Origin of the sequence: Micromonospora sp. DT178 (assembly GCF_049841695.1) — a bacterium.
GTDB lineage: Bacteria > Actinomycetota > Actinomycetes > Mycobacteriales > Micromonosporaceae > Micromonospora.
Genome location: NZ_JBNCKV010000004.1, coordinates 362,747 through 378,764 on the forward strand (window position 1 = coordinate 362,747; position 16,018 = coordinate 378,764).

17 protein-coding genes are annotated in these 16,018 nt (G+C 73.7%); 7 read left to right on the plus strand and 10 right to left on the minus strand.

Annotated elements, in window-relative coordinates; translation table 11 throughout:
- Window positions 1-72: 72 nt before the first annotated feature.
- On the minus strand, window positions 73-1,452 hold the full coding sequence (locus tag ACLQ22_RS10280) for an FGGY family carbohydrate kinase (RefSeq protein WP_425692062.1): 1,380 nt from the start codon (window positions 1,450-1,452) through the stop codon (window positions 73-75).
- A gap of 255 nt (window positions 1,453-1,707) precedes the next feature.
- Between ACLQ22_RS10280 and ACLQ22_RS10285 the strand changes: the two genes are divergently transcribed.
- The gene (locus ACLQ22_RS10285) at window positions 1,708-3,648 is read left to right on the plus strand and encodes an anthranilate synthase family protein (RefSeq protein ID WP_425692063.1); all 1,941 of its coding nucleotides are present in this window, start codon (window positions 1,708-1,710) and stop codon (window positions 3,646-3,648) included.
- Window positions 3,649-3,757: 109 nt separating this feature from the next.
- Here ACLQ22_RS10285 and wrbA read toward each other — a convergent pair whose 3' ends face one another.
- Window positions 3,758-4,375 carry an NAD(P)H:quinone oxidoreductase gene (wrbA, locus tag ACLQ22_RS10290; protein WP_121400808.1) on the minus strand — a complete coding sequence of 206 codons (618 nt, stop codon included), beginning with the start codon at window positions 4,373-4,375 and terminating at the stop codon, window positions 3,758-3,760.
- Window positions 4,376-4,492: 117 nt separating this feature from the next.
- Here wrbA and ACLQ22_RS10295 point away from each other — a divergent pair, with 117 nt between their 5' ends.
- Window positions 4,493-4,981 (plus strand): GNAT family N-acetyltransferase, encoded by a 489-nt coding sequence (locus ACLQ22_RS10295; protein WP_425692064.1) that lies wholly within the window; start codon window positions 4,493-4,495, stop codon window positions 4,979-4,981.
- A gap of 212 nt (window positions 4,982-5,193) precedes the next feature.
- On the opposite strand, the gene ACLQ22_RS10300 is transcribed toward ACLQ22_RS10295, so the two are convergent.
- The 3 genes from ACLQ22_RS10300 to ACLQ22_RS10310 all read right to left on the minus strand — a co-directional run bounded on the left by ACLQ22_RS10300 (window position 5,194) and on the right by ACLQ22_RS10310 (window position 6,778).
- Window positions 5,194-5,562 (minus strand): DUF3037 domain-containing protein, encoded by a 369-nt coding sequence (locus tag ACLQ22_RS10300; protein ID WP_416608995.1) that lies wholly within the window; start codon window positions 5,560-5,562, stop codon window positions 5,194-5,196.
- Complete coding sequence (locus ACLQ22_RS10305; protein ID WP_425692065.1) at window positions 5,559-6,317, minus strand: HipA family kinase; 759 nt, start codon at window positions 6,315-6,317, stop codon at window positions 5,559-5,561. Before ACLQ22_RS10305 ends, ACLQ22_RS10300 begins: the two co-directional genes overlap by 4 nt.
- A 71-nt stretch (window positions 6,318-6,388) precedes the next feature.
- Window positions 6,389-6,778, minus strand: a complete 390-nt coding sequence (locus ACLQ22_RS10310) for a hypothetical protein (protein ID WP_425692066.1) — start codon at window positions 6,776-6,778, stop codon at window positions 6,389-6,391.
- A gap of 125 nt (window positions 6,779-6,903) precedes the next feature.
- Here ACLQ22_RS10310 and ACLQ22_RS10315 point away from each other — a divergent pair, with 125 nt between their 5' ends.
- Both ACLQ22_RS10315 and ACLQ22_RS10320 read left to right on the plus strand, forming a co-directional pair.
- On the plus strand, window positions 6,904-8,013 hold the full coding sequence (locus ACLQ22_RS10315; protein WP_425692067.1) for a winged helix DNA-binding domain-containing protein: 1,110 nt from the start codon (window positions 6,904-6,906) through the stop codon (window positions 8,011-8,013).
- A 177-nt stretch (window positions 8,014-8,190) separates the two neighbouring features.
- Window positions 8,191-8,943 (plus strand): YsnF/AvaK domain-containing protein, encoded by a 753-nt coding sequence (locus ACLQ22_RS10320; RefSeq protein WP_425692068.1) that lies wholly within the window; start codon window positions 8,191-8,193, stop codon window positions 8,941-8,943.
- Between the two features lie 60 nt (window positions 8,944-9,003).
- Here ACLQ22_RS10320 and ACLQ22_RS10325 read toward each other — a convergent pair whose 3' ends face one another.
- From ACLQ22_RS10325 to ACLQ22_RS10340, 4 genes are read right to left on the minus strand one after another with little or no spacing between them, the layout of a single operon-like run.
- Window positions 9,004-10,209, minus strand: a complete 1,206-nt coding sequence (locus ACLQ22_RS10325; RefSeq protein ID WP_425692069.1) for an ABC transporter ATP-binding protein — start codon at window positions 10,207-10,209, stop codon at window positions 9,004-9,006.
- 9 nt (window positions 10,210-10,218) lie between these two features.
- Window positions 10,219-11,052 carry a carbohydrate ABC transporter permease gene (locus ACLQ22_RS10330; RefSeq protein WP_334606538.1) on the minus strand — a complete coding sequence of 278 codons (834 nt, stop codon included), beginning with the start codon at window positions 11,050-11,052 and terminating at the stop codon, window positions 10,219-10,221.
- 1 nt (window position 11,053) lies between these two features.
- Window positions 11,054-12,052, minus strand: coding sequence for a carbohydrate ABC transporter permease (locus tag ACLQ22_RS10335; protein WP_425692070.1), 999 nt, complete (start codon window positions 12,050-12,052; stop codon window positions 11,054-11,056).
- Between the two features lie 46 nt (window positions 12,053-12,098).
- Window positions 12,099-13,388, minus strand: a complete 1,290-nt coding sequence (locus ACLQ22_RS10340; RefSeq protein WP_425692071.1) for an ABC transporter substrate-binding protein — start codon at window positions 13,386-13,388, stop codon at window positions 12,099-12,101.
- A gap of 233 nt (window positions 13,389-13,621) precedes the next feature.
- On the opposite strand from ACLQ22_RS10340, the gene ACLQ22_RS10345 reads away from it, so the two are divergent.
- Window positions 13,622-14,200 carry a DsbA family protein gene (locus ACLQ22_RS10345; RefSeq protein ID WP_425692072.1) on the plus strand — a complete coding sequence of 193 codons (579 nt, stop codon included), beginning with the start codon at window positions 13,622-13,624 and terminating at the stop codon, window positions 14,198-14,200.
- A gap of 43 nt (window positions 14,201-14,243) precedes the next feature.
- On the opposite strand, the gene ACLQ22_RS10350 is transcribed toward ACLQ22_RS10345, so the two are convergent.
- Complete coding sequence (locus ACLQ22_RS10350; protein WP_425692073.1) at window positions 14,244-14,720, minus strand: hypothetical protein; 477 nt, start codon at window positions 14,718-14,720, stop codon at window positions 14,244-14,246.
- A gap of 219 nt (window positions 14,721-14,939) precedes the next feature.
- On the opposite strand from ACLQ22_RS10350, the gene ACLQ22_RS10355 reads away from it, so the two are divergent.
- Window positions 14,940-15,371, plus strand: coding sequence for a hypothetical protein (locus ACLQ22_RS10355; protein ID WP_425692074.1), 432 nt, complete (start codon window positions 14,940-14,942; stop codon window positions 15,369-15,371).
- Window positions 15,372-15,418: 47 nt separating this feature from the next.
- Entirely contained in the window at window positions 15,419-15,694 is a 276-nt protein-coding gene (locus tag ACLQ22_RS10360) for a hypothetical protein (RefSeq protein WP_358082131.1), read from the plus strand.
- The last annotated feature ends 324 nt before the right edge of the window (window positions 15,695-16,018 follow it).

Below are 16,018 nucleotides of genomic sequence, written 5' to 3' on the forward strand. Positions count from 1 at the left end.
CCGCGAGCCGGGGAGCGGAGTCCATCCAACCAGGCCCGCGAGCCGTGTCAACGGGGCGGGCTGAGGTGCCAATCAGGAGGGTGAGGCGGTCTCGTCCGTCCGGACGATGGCGGCGAGCCGGGAGGCGTCACCGACGCGGCCCAGGGCCACCAGCGCCGCGCCGCTCGCCCCGACCTCCGGGTTGCTCCCGTACCACACCGGCCGGGGCGCGAGCGCCGCCGCGAACGTCGTACGCCACCAGCGGGAGGCGGCCATCGCGCCCCCGCCGAGCACCACCTCGACCGACTCGTCGACGGTGGACTCCAGCACGACGAGGTCGTCAGCGACCAGGTCGCACAGACCCCGCATCAGCCCGGCCAGGATCTCCACCGCGCTGGTGCCGAAGCTCAGGCCACCCAGCGCGCCCGAGCCGGCCGGGGCCATCCCGGGCGGCCGGTCCCCGCCGAAGCGGACGTTCACCGGGAGGCCGCCCCCGTGCGGCACCCGGGCCAGGGCGGCCTCCAGCTCGCTGCCCCCGGGCAGCCGCAGCTCCCGGTCGGCCCAGGCGAAGAGGTTCCCGCCGGAGGAATACGCGGCGCCGGTCACCACGTGGTCGTGGTCGACCCGGTAGCGCCAGAGCTCCCCGGGCAGCGGCGGCATCGCCTGCCCCGCCGGGACGCGCTGCACCAGCCGGACCGCCGCCGACGTGCCGACCGTCACCGCGGCCCGGTCCGGCTCGACGCAGCCCGAGCCGACGTTCGACGCCGCGCCGTCGCCCACCGGGCCGGCCCAGGGCACGTCGGCGAGCTGCGGCCAGCGCCGCGCGTACGCCGGCCGCAGCCGACCCCGCCACCCGTTCGGCGCCAGCTCGGGCAGTTCGTCGACGCGGCTGCCGGCCAGCTCGCACGCCTCGGCGTCCCAGTCCAGCGTCCGCAGGTCCAGCAGGCCCGTGCCGGAGGCCTGGGAGATCGACATGGGTGCCGAGTCGAGCAGCTCGCCCAGCACGTACTCGGCCAGGCCCGCGAAGCGGGCGATCCGCCCACCCGTGTGCTCGCGCAACCAGGGCAGCCGGATCGACCAGTAGCAGCGGTGCCACCACGTGCCGGTGCGTTGGTGGAAGTCGTCCGGGTCGGCCGGGCCGGCCGCCCCGGCGAGGGCCTCGGGGCGGGTGTCCAACCAGGTCAGCACCGACCCGAGGGGCGCGCCGTCGGCGCCGATCGGGACCACCGAGTGCCACTGCGCGGACGTCGCCACCAGCGACACGTCGCGCAGGTGCCCGGCGGCGGCCAGCTCGTCCAGGCACGCCGCCAGGCAGGCCAGGTAGCCGGGGCCGTCCAGCGTGCCGGTGCCGTCGTCGTGCACGACGAGGCTCACCTTGCGTCGGGCCAGCGCGCCGGGCAGCGGACGGGCGTCCCTGTCCAGCACGAGTCCGCGTACCGAGGAGGTGCCCAGGTCGAGCGCGAGAATGTTCATCGCGGGTCAAGTTACCCGGTGCGCCGCGCCGCGGCGTCCCAGCGGGTGGGCCGTACGCCCGATCGGCTTTCCGGTGCCCGCGCGGGGCCGTAGGGTGATCGCATGCTCGCGCACCTGTCCTGCTGGTGGCCCGCCGACCCGGCGGCCATCCCCCGCGCGTAGCTTCCCACGCGGCCGCCCGACGAGGCGGCCGCCGGTCTCTCCCCGGCCCTCCCGGTCGCCCCGCCGGGCGCCGCCCGGCCCGAGGAGACCCCAATGACCGACCTGACCGAGCTGCTCGCCACCGCCGTCGGCGGCGGCGACCCCGGCCCGTTCGCGCTCGTCCGCCGCGAGGGCGCCGCGCACCTGGAGCTGTTCACCGGCGCGGTACGCACGGCGGACCGGCTCGCCGACGTCCCCCTGCCCGACGGGACGCCCGGCCCCCGGACGCTGGCGCTGGTGCCCTACCGGCAGATCACCGAACGGGGCTTCGCCTGCGTCGACGACGGTGTCCCGCTGGAGTTCCTCGAGATCGCCCGGCACGAGCGGGTCGGGCTGGCCGAGGCGCTCGCCGCGCTGCCCGACGTGCCCGTACGCACCGCCGACGCCGGCTTCGACGTCACCGACGACGAGTACGCCGCCACCGTCGGCCGGGTGCTCACCGAGGAGATCGGGCGCGGCGAGGGCGCCAACTTCGTCATCCACCGCTGCCTGCGCGCCACCGTGCAGGGCCCGCCGCTGGTCGCCGCGCTGGCCGCGTTGCGCCGGCTGCTGCGGGGCGAGCGGGGGGCGTACTGGACCTTCCTGGTGCACACCGGCACCCGGATCCTGGTCGGGGCCAGCCCGGAACGGCACGTCAGCGTCGACGACGGCCTGGTCATGATGAACCCGATCAGCGGCACCTTCCGGCACACCGGCGCGGGCGCCGACCGGGCCGCGCTGCTGCGCTTCCTCGCCGACCCCAAGGAGGTCGAGGAGCTGTACATGGTGCTCGACGAGGAGCTGAAGATGATGGCCACGGTCGCCGAGCACGGCGGCCAGGTGGTCGGGCCCTACCTCAAGGAGATGTCCCACCTGGCCCACACCGAGTACCTGCTCGCCGGCCGGGGCACGAGGGACGTACGCGAGGTGCTGCGGGAGACCATGTTCGCGCCGACCGTCACCGGCAGCCCGATGGAGAACGCCTGCCGGGTCATCGCCCGGCACGAGCGCACCGGGCGGCGCTACTACGCCGGGGTGCTGGCGTTGCTCGGCCGCGACGACGCCGGCCGGCAGACCCTGGACGCGCCGATCCTGATCCGTACCGCCGAGATCTCCCCCGCCGGCGAGCTGCGGGTGCCGGTCGGAGCCACCCTGGTGCGGCACTCGACGGCCGAGGGCGAGGTGGCCGAGACGCACGCCAAGGCGGCCGGCGTGCTCGCCGCGCTGGGCCTCGGCCCGCAGGCGCCCGCGGGCGGCCCGGAGCCCGCCGTACGGCTCGCCGACGACCCGGAGGTACGGGCCGCGCTGGCCGCGCGCAACGCGCCGCTGGCCCGGTTCTGGCTGGACCAGCGTTCGCCGGGCGCCGGTGGCCTGCCCGGGCTGGCCGGCCGGCGGGCGCTGATCGTCGACGGCGAGGACACCTTCACCGGCATGCTGGCCCACCAGTTGGGCGCGCTCGGCCTGGCCGTGACGCTGCGGCCGTGGCACGCCGCCGGCCCGATGGACGGCCACGACCTGGTGGTGGTCGGCCCCGGCCCGGGCGACCCGGGCAGCGCCACCGAGCCGAAGATGCGCACGATGCGCGGGCTGCTCGCCGGGCTGCTCGCCGAGGGCCGCCCGACCCTGGCCGTCTGCCTGGGCCACCAGTTGCTCGCCGGCCTGCTCGGGCTGGCGCCGCACCGCCGGGACGCGCCCTACCAGGGGCTCCAGCGGGAGGTGGACGTCTTCGGCACACGCCGCCGGGTCGGCTTCTACTCCACCTTCACCGCGCGCGCCGGGGCCGACCGGCTGGCCACCCCGTACGGCCCGGTGGAGCTGGCCCGGGACCCGGCGGACGGCGCGGTGCACGCGCTGCGCGGGCGGGGGTTCGCGGGGGTGCAGTTCCATCCGGAGTCGGTGCTCAGTCCCGACGGCGTGGCCGTCCTCGCCGACCTGCTGAGCGGGCTGCTGCCCGCGCCGGCGGGACATCCGTCGACGGCGGCCGGGAGGGTGTCGGGTGCGACAGAGCGCGCATAGCCGACCCGATCGGGGGTAGGGGTGCTGCGACCGGCGGCCCGGACGGGTCGAGAGCCCCCGCCCGAGCCGCCGGTCGCGCCGGCTCAGCCGGCCGATCGGCAGCGCCGGCTCAGCCGGCCAGGCCCGCCTTGAGCGCCGCGCCGATCTGCACCGCGCGCCTGGCGGTCAACGCGCAGGCGCCGAGCGCGATGTCGTCCGGCGCCGTCTCACCGTTGTTGCTGGTGTGCGAGGCGCCGTAGGGGTTGCCGGCGACGAACTGGCTCGGGTCGGTGTAGCCGGGGGTCACCACCACCCCGCCCCAGTGGTAGAAGACGTTGAACATCGACAGCAGGGTGGCCTCCTGCCCGCCGTGCGAGGTGGCCGTCGAGCAGAACGCGGAATAGACCTTGTTCGCCAGCGCGCCCTGCGACCACAGCGGCCCGGTGGTGTCCATGAACTGCTTGAGCTGGGCGGCCATCACGCCGTACCGGGTCGGGGTCCCGAAGATCACCACATCGGCCCACGACAGGTCGTCCAGCTGCACCTCGGGGACGTCCTGGGTCTCCATGTGGTGCGCGTGCCAACCCGAGTTGGAACGGATCGCCTCGTCGGGCGCCAGCTCGCGCACCTTGCGCAGCCGCACCTCGGCGCCCGCCTCGCCGGCGGCTTCGCACGCCGCCTGCGCCATCTGGTACGTGATGCCGGTGGCGCTGTAGTAGATCACCGCGACCTTGGTCTGGGCAGCCATCGGGTGTTCCCTCCTCATGTCCGGGTCAGCTCCGGCGACTACCCGATGTTTGCGCCGTCAAACGGTCATCCGGGGATCGCGGGCCCCGGCCCGCTCGCCGCGGGCGATGCTGGGGACATGGAGATCAGAGCCGCGACCACCGACGACTGGCCGCTGATCTGGCCCTTCCTGCGGGAGATCGTGGCGGCCGGCGAGACGTACACCTGGCCCCGGGACGTCGACGAGGAGCGGGCCCGGGCGATGTGGCTGGTGCCGCCGCCGGGCCGCACGGTCGTCGCGGTCGACCCGGACGGCACGGTGCTCGGCTCGGCCAAGCTGGCGCCCAACCAGCTCGGACCGGGCGACCACGTCGCCAACGCCAGCTTCATGGTCGCCCCGGCCGCCGCTGGGCGCAGGGTGGGGCGGGCCCTCGGCGAGCACGTGCTGGCGCTCGCCCGCGCCGAGGGCTACCGGGCCATGCAGTTCAACGCCGTCGTGGCGACCAACACCCGCGCTCTGGCGCTCTGGCAGTCCCTCGGCTTCGAGGTGGTCGGGCGGGTGCCGGAGGCGTTCCGGCACCCCGTCCGGGGCTTCGTGGACCTGCTCGTCATGCACCGCCGACTGTGACGTCCGCTGCCCCGACGGTGACGGTCCCGTCGCCGGCGGTAGCTCAAGATGTCCGCAAGTTTCGATGCGTTCCGGTGCCGGCCGACCCTCGGCACGGGGATGCTGGTCCCACGGCGCCGGCGGACCGGCAACCGCCCGGCACCGGACACCCTGAACGGGGGATCGCGCTGCGCCGGCAGCGTCGCCGGCGAAGCGCGATCAGGAGAGCCGGATCAGCGCACCAGCGCGTCCATCAGCCGCTCCAGCTCGGCCGGCGGATCGGCGGTCAGCCCGGTGTGCACCGGCCCGGTCTGGATCATCGTGCTGCGCGGAGCGGCCAGCCAGCGGAACCGCTCCCCCAGTCGCATACCGCCCGACGGGCCGTCGCCGGCGCAGGTCCGGTCCCAGGAATCCAGCACGGCCGCCACCGCGGCCAGGTCGACCTGCGGGGCCAGCGCCCGCACCCGGCCGGCGTCCAGATGGGTACGCACACCGAGGAAGTCCCGCCGCTGGCAGTAGAGCAGCACGCCGACGTTGACCTGCTCGCCGCGTTCCACCCGGGGCACCAGCCGCACGACGGCGTACTCGAAGGGTTCCCTCACGCCGCGCTCCCCTGCGGCAGCCAGTCGTCCCTGCGCGCGACCCGGCGGGCCAGATGGTCCACGTACGCCGCGCGGGCCGCGTCGGCGGAGTCGAAGTCGGCGCCGGCCAGCCAGCCGTCGGGCACCAGCGCCAGCACCTCGCCCAGCAGGTCCCGGGTCACCCGCGGGGCCAACTCGGCATCCGCCTCGGCCACCCGGGTCGCGTAGGACGCCAGCACGTGGTCGTCGGCCCGGTACGGCCGGTGCACCGCCGCCTCGGCGCGGGGCCAGTTGTGGTGGAAGTACAGGCAGGCGCCGTGGTCGATCAGCCAGAGTTCGCGGTGCCAGACGAGCAGGTTGGGGTTGCGCCAGCTGCGGTCGACGTTCTCCACGTACGCGTCGAACCAGAGCACCCGGGAGGCGAGCGCCGGCTCGACGGGGTGCGCGACCGGGTCGTAGCCCAGCGCCCCGGGCAGGAAGTCCATGCCCAGGTTGGCGCCGCCACTGTTGCGCAGCAGCTCCTGCACCTCCTGGTCGGGCTCCGCGCGCCCGATCACCGGGTCGATGTCGAGCACCACCAGCGGCGGCACCGCCAGGCCCAGCCGACGGGCCAGCTCGCCGCAGACCACCTCGGCGACCAGCGCCTTGGGCCCCTGCCCGGCGCCCCGGAACTTCGCCACGTACGTGCCGAGGTCGTCGGCCTCCACCACGCCGGGCAGCGAGCCGCCCTCGCGCAGCGGGGTGACGTACCGGATCCCGCAGACCTCTCGGAGCACGGGACCACCCTAGTCGGGCGCACGTGCCCGCACCGCGCGCCCCGGCGCCTGCCGCGGCAGGGGCCGCCGGGTCAGTTGTCGAGGCGGTCGCGCAGGTCGTCGACCTCCTGCTGGATCCGGTTCACGCCGCCCTCGTCGTTGAGGAAGGTGGTGACCCCGGCGGCGAAGGCCAGCCCGATCAGCACCGCCAGGGCGCTGAGCACGAGGCCGCCGATCGCCACGCCCCGGCCGGTCACCCCGGGCCGACCGGCCATCTTCAGCCCGGCGATGCCCAGGATCACGCCGATGATGCCGAGCAGCAGGCCGATCCAGGACAGGATCACGGTCAGCACGCTGATCAGCGCGGCCACCCCGAAGACCAGGGCGAAGGCGGCGGCGGCGCTGGTCTTGGCGGCCGGGCCGCCCCGGCCGGCACGGGTCGGTACGCCGGCGCCCCGGGCCGGCTCGCTGGACGCGGTCATGTCGCTCCCTCCGGGCGCGCGGACGGCGCGCCTGCTGGCCGGCCGCTTTCCCGCTGCGACGGCGGTCATGCGTCGGCTGTCGGGGGTGGGCCTAGGCTGGTGCCCCACCCGAGCGGAGGAGCCTGATGCCAGCGGAGCTGACCGGGCGCGAGGCGCTCGCGCTGCGGATGACCGGCCTGCTGCTGCGCCCGCATCCCACGGTGCGCCCCGCCGGGGTGGCCGGCGTGGTGGAGTGGTTCGGGGCCATGCAGGCGCAGGACCTGGCCAGCGGCATGTGGTCGCTCGGGGTGCGGCTGCCCACGCTCGGCCACGCCGACGTGCACGCCGCACTGGAGCGCCGGGAGGCGCTGCGCACCTGGCCGATGCGGGGCACCGTGCACCTCGTGCCGCCCCGCGACGCCCGCTGGATGCTGGAGCTGACCGGCGTACGCTCGCTGGCCGGCGCCGCCACCCGCCGCGCGCAGCTCGGGCTGACCGAGACCGACGCGGACCGCGCGCTCGACGTGCTCGGCGCCGCGCTGGCCGGCGGCGGCCGGCTCACCCGGGCCCGGTGCCTGGCCGCGCTGGGGGCGGCCGGCATCGACACCGGCGAGCAGCGCGGCTACCACCTGCTCTGGTACGCCAGCGTCCGCGGCGTCACCTGCCTCGCGCCGAACGTGGGCACCGAGCAGACCTTCGCCCTGCTCGACGAGTGGGCGCCCGACGCGCGCCGGCCGGAGCGCGACGAGGCCCTCGCGATCCTCGCCCGCCGTTACGTGCGTGGGCACGGGCCGGTCACCGCCCGGGAGTTCGCCGGCTGGACGGGGCTCACGCTCACCGACGCGCGCCGCGGTTTCGCGGCGGCCGGCGACGCCCTCACGACGGTGCGGGTCGACGGGCAGGATGCGCTGGTCGACGCCGCCCTGCTCGACGCGCCCCGCGCGCCGGTCGACGACCTGCTGGTGCTGCCCGGCTTCGACGAGTACCTGCTGGGCTTCAAGGACCGCTCGCTGATGCTGGATCCCGCCCACGCCGACGCGATCGTGCCGGGGCGCAACGGCGTCTTCCAGCCCACGGTCGTCCGCGACGGGCGGGTCGTGGGCACGTGGAAGCGCGCGGTCGGCAGGACCCGGGTGACGGCCACGGTGTTCCCGCTGGTGCCCCTCGACGAGCCGGCCCGGGCCCGCGTGGCGGGCGCGCTGGGCCGTTACGCCGACTTCCTGGGCCTGCCGCTGCGCGTCGACTGGCCCGGCTGACCGGCGGGCCGCCGGGCGTAGACGCCGGCCCAGGGGCCCCACCGGTCCCGCTGGCCCCAGTCGTCCCGCCGCGCTCGCCCCGCCTCCCGGCGCTGCTCCTATCCGTCCGGTCGTCGACGAATCCGGGCCGGCCGGCCGGGTATCCGGGCCGTGAACCGAGAGGGAGGAATGACGACCATGAGGCTCAACGAACAGCAGGCCAACTCGCTGTACGGGCAGGACGTCAAGGACCGCTCGGGGTCGAAGATCGGGAGCGTGGGCCAGATCTGGGCCGACGCCGCCGGTGAGCCGACCTGGGTCAGTGTGAAGACCGGCCTGATGGGCCACAAGGAGTCGATGGCTCCGCTGGAGAAGGCCCGGATCACCGACAGCGGGCTCGCGGTCGACTACGACAAGTCCACCGTGAAGGACGCCCCGGCCGTGGACGCCGGCACCGACCAGCCGCTGGACACGGATCAGATCGAGCAGCTCTACGCCCACTACCGTCTGACGCCGCAGGCCCCGCGGGCTCCGCAGCCCCCGCCGGCCGCCGGTCGGGGACGGGCGCCGGCGGCGGGCGAGGACCTGATCCGGTCCGAGGAGCGGCTGCGGGTCGGCACGGAGAGCCAGCCCGCCGGTGCCGCCCGACTGCGCAAGTACGTGGTCACCGAGGACGTGCACACCACCGTGCCCGTCGAGCACGACGAGGTGCGCGTGGAGCGGGAGCCCATCGCCGCCCGCGACGCGCGTGGCATGCGCGCCGACATCGGCGAGGCCGAGCAGGAGATGACCCTGCGGGCCGAGCGGCCGGTGGTCGGCAAGGAGACGGTGCCCGTCGAGCGGGTCCACCTGGCCAAGGAGGAGGTCGTCGAGGAGCAGCCCATCGACGACCAGATCCGCCGGGAGCGGGTGGACGCGGACATCCCGGAGCGCAGCCGGCGACGCCGCTGACCGCTGGCACGACAGCGGGCGGGTGGGTCGGTTCGACCCACCCGCCCGTCGCGGCGTACGTCAGTCGGCGAGCGCGCCGGCCGCCCGTCCCTCGTGCAGGGTCAGGTTGCGCCCGTTGGACGGGTCGAACAGGTGGATCTTCTCCAGGTTGAACCAGACGCGCCGGGTCTGCCCCTCCTCGACCGGGGACTCGGCCGACAGCCGGGTCACCAGGCTGGTCCCCCCGCCGCTGAAGTCGGCGCCCGCGTCGGCCGCCAGCTCCTCCAGTTCGGCGGCGCTGGCCCGCTCCCCCTCGACGCTGAAGTAGACGTACTTGTCGGAGCCCATGGACTCGACGATGTCGACCGGCGCCTCGAACTCCGTGCCCCGGCGGCGGGTGTCGTCGTCGACCAGCGCGGCGTCCTCGAAGTGCTCCGGCCGGATGCCGAGGATCAGCTCGCGCGGGGCGTCCGCGCTCTCCAGCTCGCGGCGGATCCGCTCGCCGATCGGCACGTCGCCCAGCGCCGTACGCAGCTTGCCGTCCTCGACGGCGGCGTGCAGGAAGTTCATCGAAGGCGAGCCGATGAAGCCGGCGACGAAGAGGTTGCGCGGGTGGTCGTACAGCTCCTGCGGCGGGCCGACCTGCTGCACCGCACCGCCCCGCATGATCACCACGCGGTCGCCGAGGGTCATCGCCTCGGTCTGGTCGTGGGTCACGTAGACCGTGGTGGTGCCCAGCTTCTTCTGCAGGCGCGACACGACGGTGCGCATCTGCACCCGGAGCTTGGCGTCCAGGTTGGACAGCGGCTCGTCCATCAGGAACGCCTTGGGCTGCCGGACGATCGCGCGGCCCATCGCGACCCGCTGACGCTGGCCGCCGGAGAGGTTGGCCGGCTTGCGGTCCAGCAGGGCGGACAGCTCCAGGACCTTGGCCGCCTCCTCGACCTTCCGGTTGATCGTCTCCTTGTCCAGTTTCGCCAGCCGCAGCGGGAACGCCATGTTCTCCCGGACGGTCATGTTCGGGTAGAGGGCGTAGGACTGGAACACCATCGCGATGTCGCGGTCGCGGGGGGCCTTGTCGTTGACCCGCTGGCCGCCGATGCGCAGCTCGCCGGAGCTGATGTCCTCCAGGCCCGCGATCATGTTGAGGGTGGTGGACTTCCCGCAGCCGGACGGGCCGACCAGGATGACGAACTCGCCGTCGGCGATCTCCAGGTCGACGTCGGCCACCGCGACGGTCCCGTCCGGGAACTTCTTGCTCACCTTGTCGAGCACGATGTCAGCCATGAGTACCACCTATCCCTTGACTGCGCCGGAGGTCAGGCCGGAGACGATGCGGCGCTGGAAGAAGAGGACGAACAGGATGATCGGAATGGTGATCACCACGGCGGCGGCACAGATCGCCCCGGTGGGGTCCTCGAACTGCGACTCGCCGGTGAAGAACGACAGCGCCACCGGCACCGTACGCGCCCGCTCGGTGGAGGTCAGCGTGATGGCGAAGAGGAAGTCGTTCCAGCAGAAGATGAAGACCAGGATCGCCGTGGTGAACAGCCCCGGCGCGGCGAGCGGGGCGATGACCCGCCGGAACGCCTGGGCCTGCGTCGCGCCGTCCATCTTCGCCGCCTTCTCCAGGTCCCACGGGATCTGCTTGAAGAACGCCGACAGCGTGTAGATCGCCAGCGGCAGCGCGAAGGTGATGTACGGCAGGATCAGGCCCGGCCAGGTGTCGAAGAGGCCGAGCTGCCGCTCGATCTCGAACAGCGGCGACACCAGGGACACCTGCGGGAACATCGCGATCAGCAGGGAGACCCCGACCAGCAGCCGCTTGCCGGGGAAGTCCAGCCGGGAGATCGCGTACGCGGCCATGGCGCCGAGCACCACGGCGATCACGGTGGCGATCAGCGCGATGCCGATCGAGTTGACCAGGGCCCGGACGAACTGGTCGGTCTGGAAGATCGTCCGGTAGTTGTCCAGCGTCCACTCCTGCGGGATGAACTTCCCGTCGGTCAGGGTCGCCGGCGTCTTGAACGACAGCGACATGATCCAGAGCACCGGCACCAGCGCGAAGACGACCACGATGGCGTCCAGCAGGCCCCAGCGCAGCTTGGCCCGGGTGGTGGTGTCAGCCATCTCAACGCCTCTCCCCGTCGTCGCTGCCGGGGGCAGCGGTACCGAACAGCTTCACGAAGACGAAGGCGATGATCGCCACGGTGAGGAAGATCAGCACCGACATCGTCGACCCGATGCCGAGGTTCAGGCCCCGGATCAGGTTGTTGTAGGCGAGCATCGACACCGACGAGGTCTCGTTGCCCCCCGCGGTCAGCACGAAGATGTTGTCGAACACCCGGAACGCGTCCAGGGTGCGGAACAGCAGCGCGACCAGGATCGCCGGCTTCATCACCGGCAGCATCACCTTCGTGAACCGCTGCCAGGAGGTGGCGCCGTCGGTGGAGGCCGCCTTGAGCAGGTCCTCCGGCACCAGGGCGAGGCCGGCCATGAGCAGCAGCGCCATGAACGGCGTGGTCTTCCAGATCTCGGCCAGCATGATGATCGCCAGCGAGCTGGCCCGCTCGGTCAGCGGCGCGCCGTCACTGAAGAGGTTGGCCAGGTAGCCGGTGCCGGGCGTCCACGCGTACCGCCAGGAGAAGGCGGCCACGACCGTGACGATGCCGTACGGGATCAGCGCGGCGGTCCGCACGATGCCCCGGCCGACCAGCGTGCGGTGCATGATCAGCGCCAGTCCCATGCCGAGCACCAGCTCGACGGCGACGGTGACCACCGTGATCAGCGCGGTGACCCCGAACGCCGTCCACCAGAACTCGTTGGTCAGCACGGTGGCGTAGTTCTCCAGCCCGACGAACTCGCGCTCGGCGGGGAAGCGCAGGTCGTAGCGCTGCAGCGACAGCCAGACCGAGTAGATGATCGGGTACGCGGTCACCAGCACCATGACCAGCGCGGCGGGCGCGCAGAGCAGCCAGCCCAGCCGGCGCTCGGCCTTCTTGTTCTCGCTCAGCGGGGACTTGCGGCCCCGACCGGCGCGCTGGGCCGGCACCTTGGCGTCCCGGCCGGGCCGGGCGGCCGTCTCGTCGGCGGCCACGTCGGCGCCCGCCGGCGTGGCGTTGACGCTCATGCCGCCACCTCCGGGCGGTCGGCGTCGAGTCGCCGGATGCGCTCGATCACGGCAGGACCCCCTTCGATTCGAGGGCGTCGGCGATGGCGTCGCGCAGCTCGTCGGCGGTCTGCTCGGGCCGGATCGCCGACGGCGGCGACAGGATCGCCGACATGACGGTGGAGATGCTCTGGTACGCCGGGGTCAGCGGCCGGACCGCCGGCTCCTTGAGCTCTTCGAGGATGGTGTCCCGCATCGGGTACGCCTCGGCCATCTCCGGGTCGTCGTAGACCTTCTCGATGGTCGGCGGCACGCCGTCGTTGACGGCGGAGAACTTCTGGTTCTTCTCGTTGCGGATGCAGCGGGCCGCCTCGAAGGACTCCTCGGGGTGCTTCGAGTAGGCGCTGACGGCCATGTTGATCCCGCCGATGGTGACCTTGCTCGGCGTGTTCTCGTCGACGCCCGGGATCCGGGCCCAGCCGACCTGCTTGGCCAGCTCCGGGTTGGCCTCCTGCAGGGCCGGGTAGACGAACGGCCAGTTGACCTGGAAGGCGCCGTCGCCGGCCTGGAACTCCAGCCGGACCGGGTCCTCGGTGGCGTTGCTGAACGACGGCGACGTCACGCCCGACGTGGCGAAGCGCTGGAGCTGCTCCAGCGCCCGGACGGTGCCCTCGTCCATCACGGCCTGCTTGCCGTCGTCGCTGAGGATCTTGCCGCCGGCGCTCTCGGCGAGGGTGTTGTAGAGGACGACGAGGCCCTCGTACTGCGCGCCCATGGTGAGCACCTGGTAGGGCTTGCCCTGCTGCTTCAGCTCCTGGGCGGTGGAGATCATCTGGTCCCACGTCTTCGGCGGCTGCGGCACCAGGTCCTTGCGGTACCAGAGCAGCTGGACGTTCGTGTTCTTCGGCGCGCCGTAGAGCTTGTCGGAGTAGCGGGCGGTCTCCAGCGGGCCGGCGAGGGTGCCCTGCTCGACCTCCGCCCGGTCCTGCCCGGTCCACTCCCTGATCCAGTCGGCGCTGGCGAACTCCTGGGTCCAGGTGACGTCGAGGCCGAGGACGTCCATCCCGCTGTCCTGCGCGGCCAGCCGGCGGACCAGCTGCACCCGCTGGTCGTCGGCCTGCCGGGGCAGCACCCGGTAGACGATCTTGTAGCGCCCCTGGGCCTGCGCGTTGCAGTCGTCGACGACCTTCTGCAGGTTCTGCTCCGGCGGGTAGTACAGGTTGATCGTGGGCGTACCGCCGTCCCCGTCGGAACCGCAGGCGGCCGCCATCGGCGCCACCAGCGTCAACGCCGCGGCGGCAGCCACCGCGCGCACGCGTGGCCGCCGTCGGCGGCGGGCCTTGTCAGGGTCGCTCATCACCCCTCCCCTCGTGTCGGCCAAAGGCCGGGGTGAGGCTCCGCGCCCCGGCGCGCGGCGAGCCGTTCGGGCCGTCTGACCAGCGGTTCCGTCGTCCCGGACGTTTCGTGGCCCCAACACTGCCCGACCTGCGAAGTTGCGAAACCTGACGCTGATGGGACGGCGCCGACATCACGGGGTGTGGCGCGGATCACCGCTGTGCGGACCGGCCCGGTCACCCGTAGGCTCGGCCGATGGACGCCACCTTCTTCCTCGACCCCGCCTGCCCGTGGACCTGGCGCACCTCCCGCTGGCTCGTCGCCGTCGCCGACGCCCGGGGCCTGCACATCGAGTGGCGGGCGTTCAGCCTGGCCATCCTGAACTCGGGGCGGGTGCCGCCGGAGTACGCCGACGCCATGACCGCCTCCAGCCGCGCGCTGCGGTTGGTGGAGGCGCTGCGCGCCGAGGGCCGCCACGACGACGCCGCCCGGTTCTACGCCGAGATCGGTGCCCGCAGCCACGACGCGGGCAACCCGCTGTCGGCGAAGATCGTGGACGCGGCCGTCGAGGCGGCGGGCCTTGACGCCGCCGCGCCGGCGCTCGACGACGACCGCTGGGACGAGGCGGTACGCGAGTCGCACGCCCTGGCGTACGCCTCGGCCGGCCCGGACATCGGCGCGCCGGTGCTCATGGTCCCGGGCGCCGAGCGGGGCATCCACGGCCCGATCCTGACCGAGGTCCCCGGCACCGACGACGCCCTGACGATCTGGGACTCGCTGCTACCCCTGATCCGGATGCCCGCCTTCCACGAGGTCAAGCGCGCCCGCCACTGACCCTTCGCCGGCACCGTCATGGCCATCCCCGGTCGGGGGCGCCTCACCCGCGTGAAACGGGGTGACCGGCTGCCCCTGGCCCGGGCGTGATCCGGCGCCGGTTGGTCATCGCGCGCACCAGCAGGACCACCCAGCCGATCGGGGCGAGCACGCCGGCCGCCGCGAGCCCGGTGAAGAGCAACCAGGTGTCGCCGCCCCGCGCGGCGAAGACGCCCCTGCGGGCGCCGGTGTCGCGGGCCGCGACGGTGGCCCCCTGGGTCAGCCTGTCCGGCCCGTCGTAGACGACGACGTCGTGCCGCGGCGTCCCGCCCCCGTCCGGGACGAAGTCGCCGTGCCAGACGCAGTTGCGGCTGCACCTCTCGTGCAGTGCGGTGAAGGTGCCCGCCGTGCCGCCACCGGACTTCGCCCGCCAGGCCGCGGCGACGTCGGGCACGCCGAGGCCCAGCCCGAGGAGGGCGAGGAGGGGAAGCCCCAGCCAGAGCAGGAACCTCATCCCCCAGCCGCCCACCCCGTCCGCCACGGCCCCACCGTAACAAGATCGCGCCCCACCTCGACGATCATGAGGTTGGCGGTGCGTCTCGTCCGTTTCGTCCCGGCCAACCTCATGATCGACAACGTGGTGGGGCGGGCAGTCGCCCAGGGGTGGGCCGGTGCGCCCCGATCGGTGGGTTCTCGTGGGAATCACCCTTCGCCGTTGGGCCTCGTTGGGCAGGATCGGTCCCAACGAGGAGGTGCCGTCGTGCAGGACACCCGCGCTCTCGCCCTGACGCTCGAGGTGAGCGGCCTGCCACCGGTCAGGACCGAGGCGCTGTCCGTCTTCGCCGCCGGGCACCGGCAGGCGACGAGGGTCCGCGCCCTGCTCGATGCGGCCCGCGCCGCGGCCCAGCGCACCGGCTGGACCCCGCTGTCCGGGCCGATCGAGGTGGACCTCGTGCTGCGTTGCCCGCCGGGGCACCGCACCTCCGACGCCAGCACCCTGCTCGGCGGGGTGTGCGCGGTGCTCCAGGACAAGAAGCGGGTGGCCAGCATCGGCCTGGCGCACCTCGGCGTCCTGATGGACGTCGCCCTCTACGACGACGACCGGCAGATCCGGCGGCTGTCGTACGCGGAGAAGCCGGCGGAGGACTTCTCGTACCAGGTTCGGGTCGCCGCCGTACCGCACGTGGTTTGACCGACGACCGCGGTGGGGTACCGCGGACGCCGACGAAGGGAGCGCCGATGTCGGAGCCACATGTCACGCTGGACCCTCGCGGGCTCGATCCCGTGCAGCAGAAGCTGCAGGGCCCGCTGGAGGACCAGCTGACCTCGGCGCTGCAGGCCGCCACGGAGCGGATCAGCGCCAGCTACGCCGGCGAGCCGGTGGAGCAGATCTGCCAGCGGCTGCTCGACGAGACGCGCTCGGGGCTGCACCCTGACATCGCCGCCGGCTTCAACCCGGACATGGACGAGTTCTGCCGGGTGGCCGTGGCGATCGTGCGCGGCGAGGTCTCCTGAGGCGGCGCCGCCACGGGTCCGTCGTCCCGGAAATTCGTCGTCCTGCGGGGTTCGTCGTCCCGCGCCGGGCGACGGCCGGAGCCGCCGCTCGCGGGGTGTCAGGACCGGGGCCGCAACTCCCCGGTCCTGTCCCCAGCCGTCCGGCGTGGTAGCGGACGCACCGGATGAGCGCGTGGGCGTGGCACGCCGCCCACGCCGGGCTCAACGCGGCGAGCCTGCCGCCTGCACTCAGCTCCATGGTGCCCACCTGCCGGACTTCGGCACGCCCCCGACTCACCCCGAAGAGCCGTGAGCGCCGAATCAGGCTAGGCGTGCCGCTGGGGC

What these genes read in the sequence shown, in the direction of transcription:
- wrbA (WP_121400808.1), bottom strand. Translation starts at nt 4,375, where the DNA reads ATGGCTGCCCAGACCAAGGTCGCGGTGATCTACTACAGCGCCACCGGC.
- ACLQ22_RS10285 (WP_425692063.1), top strand. Translation starts at nt 1,708, where the DNA reads ATGACCGACCTGACCGAGCTGCTCGCCACCGCCGTCGGCGGCGGCGAC.
- ACLQ22_RS10330 (WP_334606538.1), bottom strand. Translation starts at nt 11,052, where the DNA reads ATGGCTGACACCACCACCCGGGCCAAGCTGCGCTGGGGCCTGCTGGAC.
- ACLQ22_RS10360 (WP_358082131.1), top strand. Translation starts at nt 15,419, where the DNA reads ATGTCGGAGCCACATGTCACGCTGGACCCTCGCGGGCTCGATCCCGTG.
- ACLQ22_RS10315 (WP_425692067.1), top strand. Translation starts at nt 6,904, where the DNA reads ATGCCAGCGGAGCTGACCGGGCGCGAGGCGCTCGCGCTGCGGATGACC.
- ACLQ22_RS10310 (WP_425692066.1), bottom strand. Translation starts at nt 6,778, where the DNA reads ATGACCGCGTCCAGCGAGCCGGCCCGGGGCGCCGGCGTACCGACCCGT.
- ACLQ22_RS10320 (WP_425692068.1), top strand. Translation starts at nt 8,191, where the DNA reads ATGAGGCTCAACGAACAGCAGGCCAACTCGCTGTACGGGCAGGACGTC.
- ACLQ22_RS10345 (WP_425692072.1), top strand. Translation starts at nt 13,622, where the DNA reads ATGGACGCCACCTTCTTCCTCGACCCCGCCTGCCCGTGGACCTGGCGC.
- ACLQ22_RS10325 (WP_425692069.1), bottom strand. Translation starts at nt 10,209, where the DNA reads ATGGCTGACATCGTGCTCGACAAGGTGAGCAAGAAGTTCCCGGACGGG.
- ACLQ22_RS10295 (WP_425692064.1), top strand. Translation starts at nt 4,493, where the DNA reads ATGGAGATCAGAGCCGCGACCACCGACGACTGGCCGCTGATCTGGCCC.
- ACLQ22_RS10340 (WP_425692071.1), bottom strand. Translation starts at nt 13,388, where the DNA reads ATGAGCGACCCTGACAAGGCCCGCCGCCGACGGCGGCCACGCGTGCGC.
- ACLQ22_RS10280 (WP_425692062.1), bottom strand. Translation starts at nt 1,452, where the DNA reads ATGAACATTCTCGCGCTCGACCTGGGCACCTCCTCGGTACGCGGACTC.
- ACLQ22_RS10335 (WP_425692070.1), bottom strand. Translation starts at nt 12,052, where the DNA reads ATGAGCGTCAACGCCACGCCGGCGGGCGCCGACGTGGCCGCCGACGAG.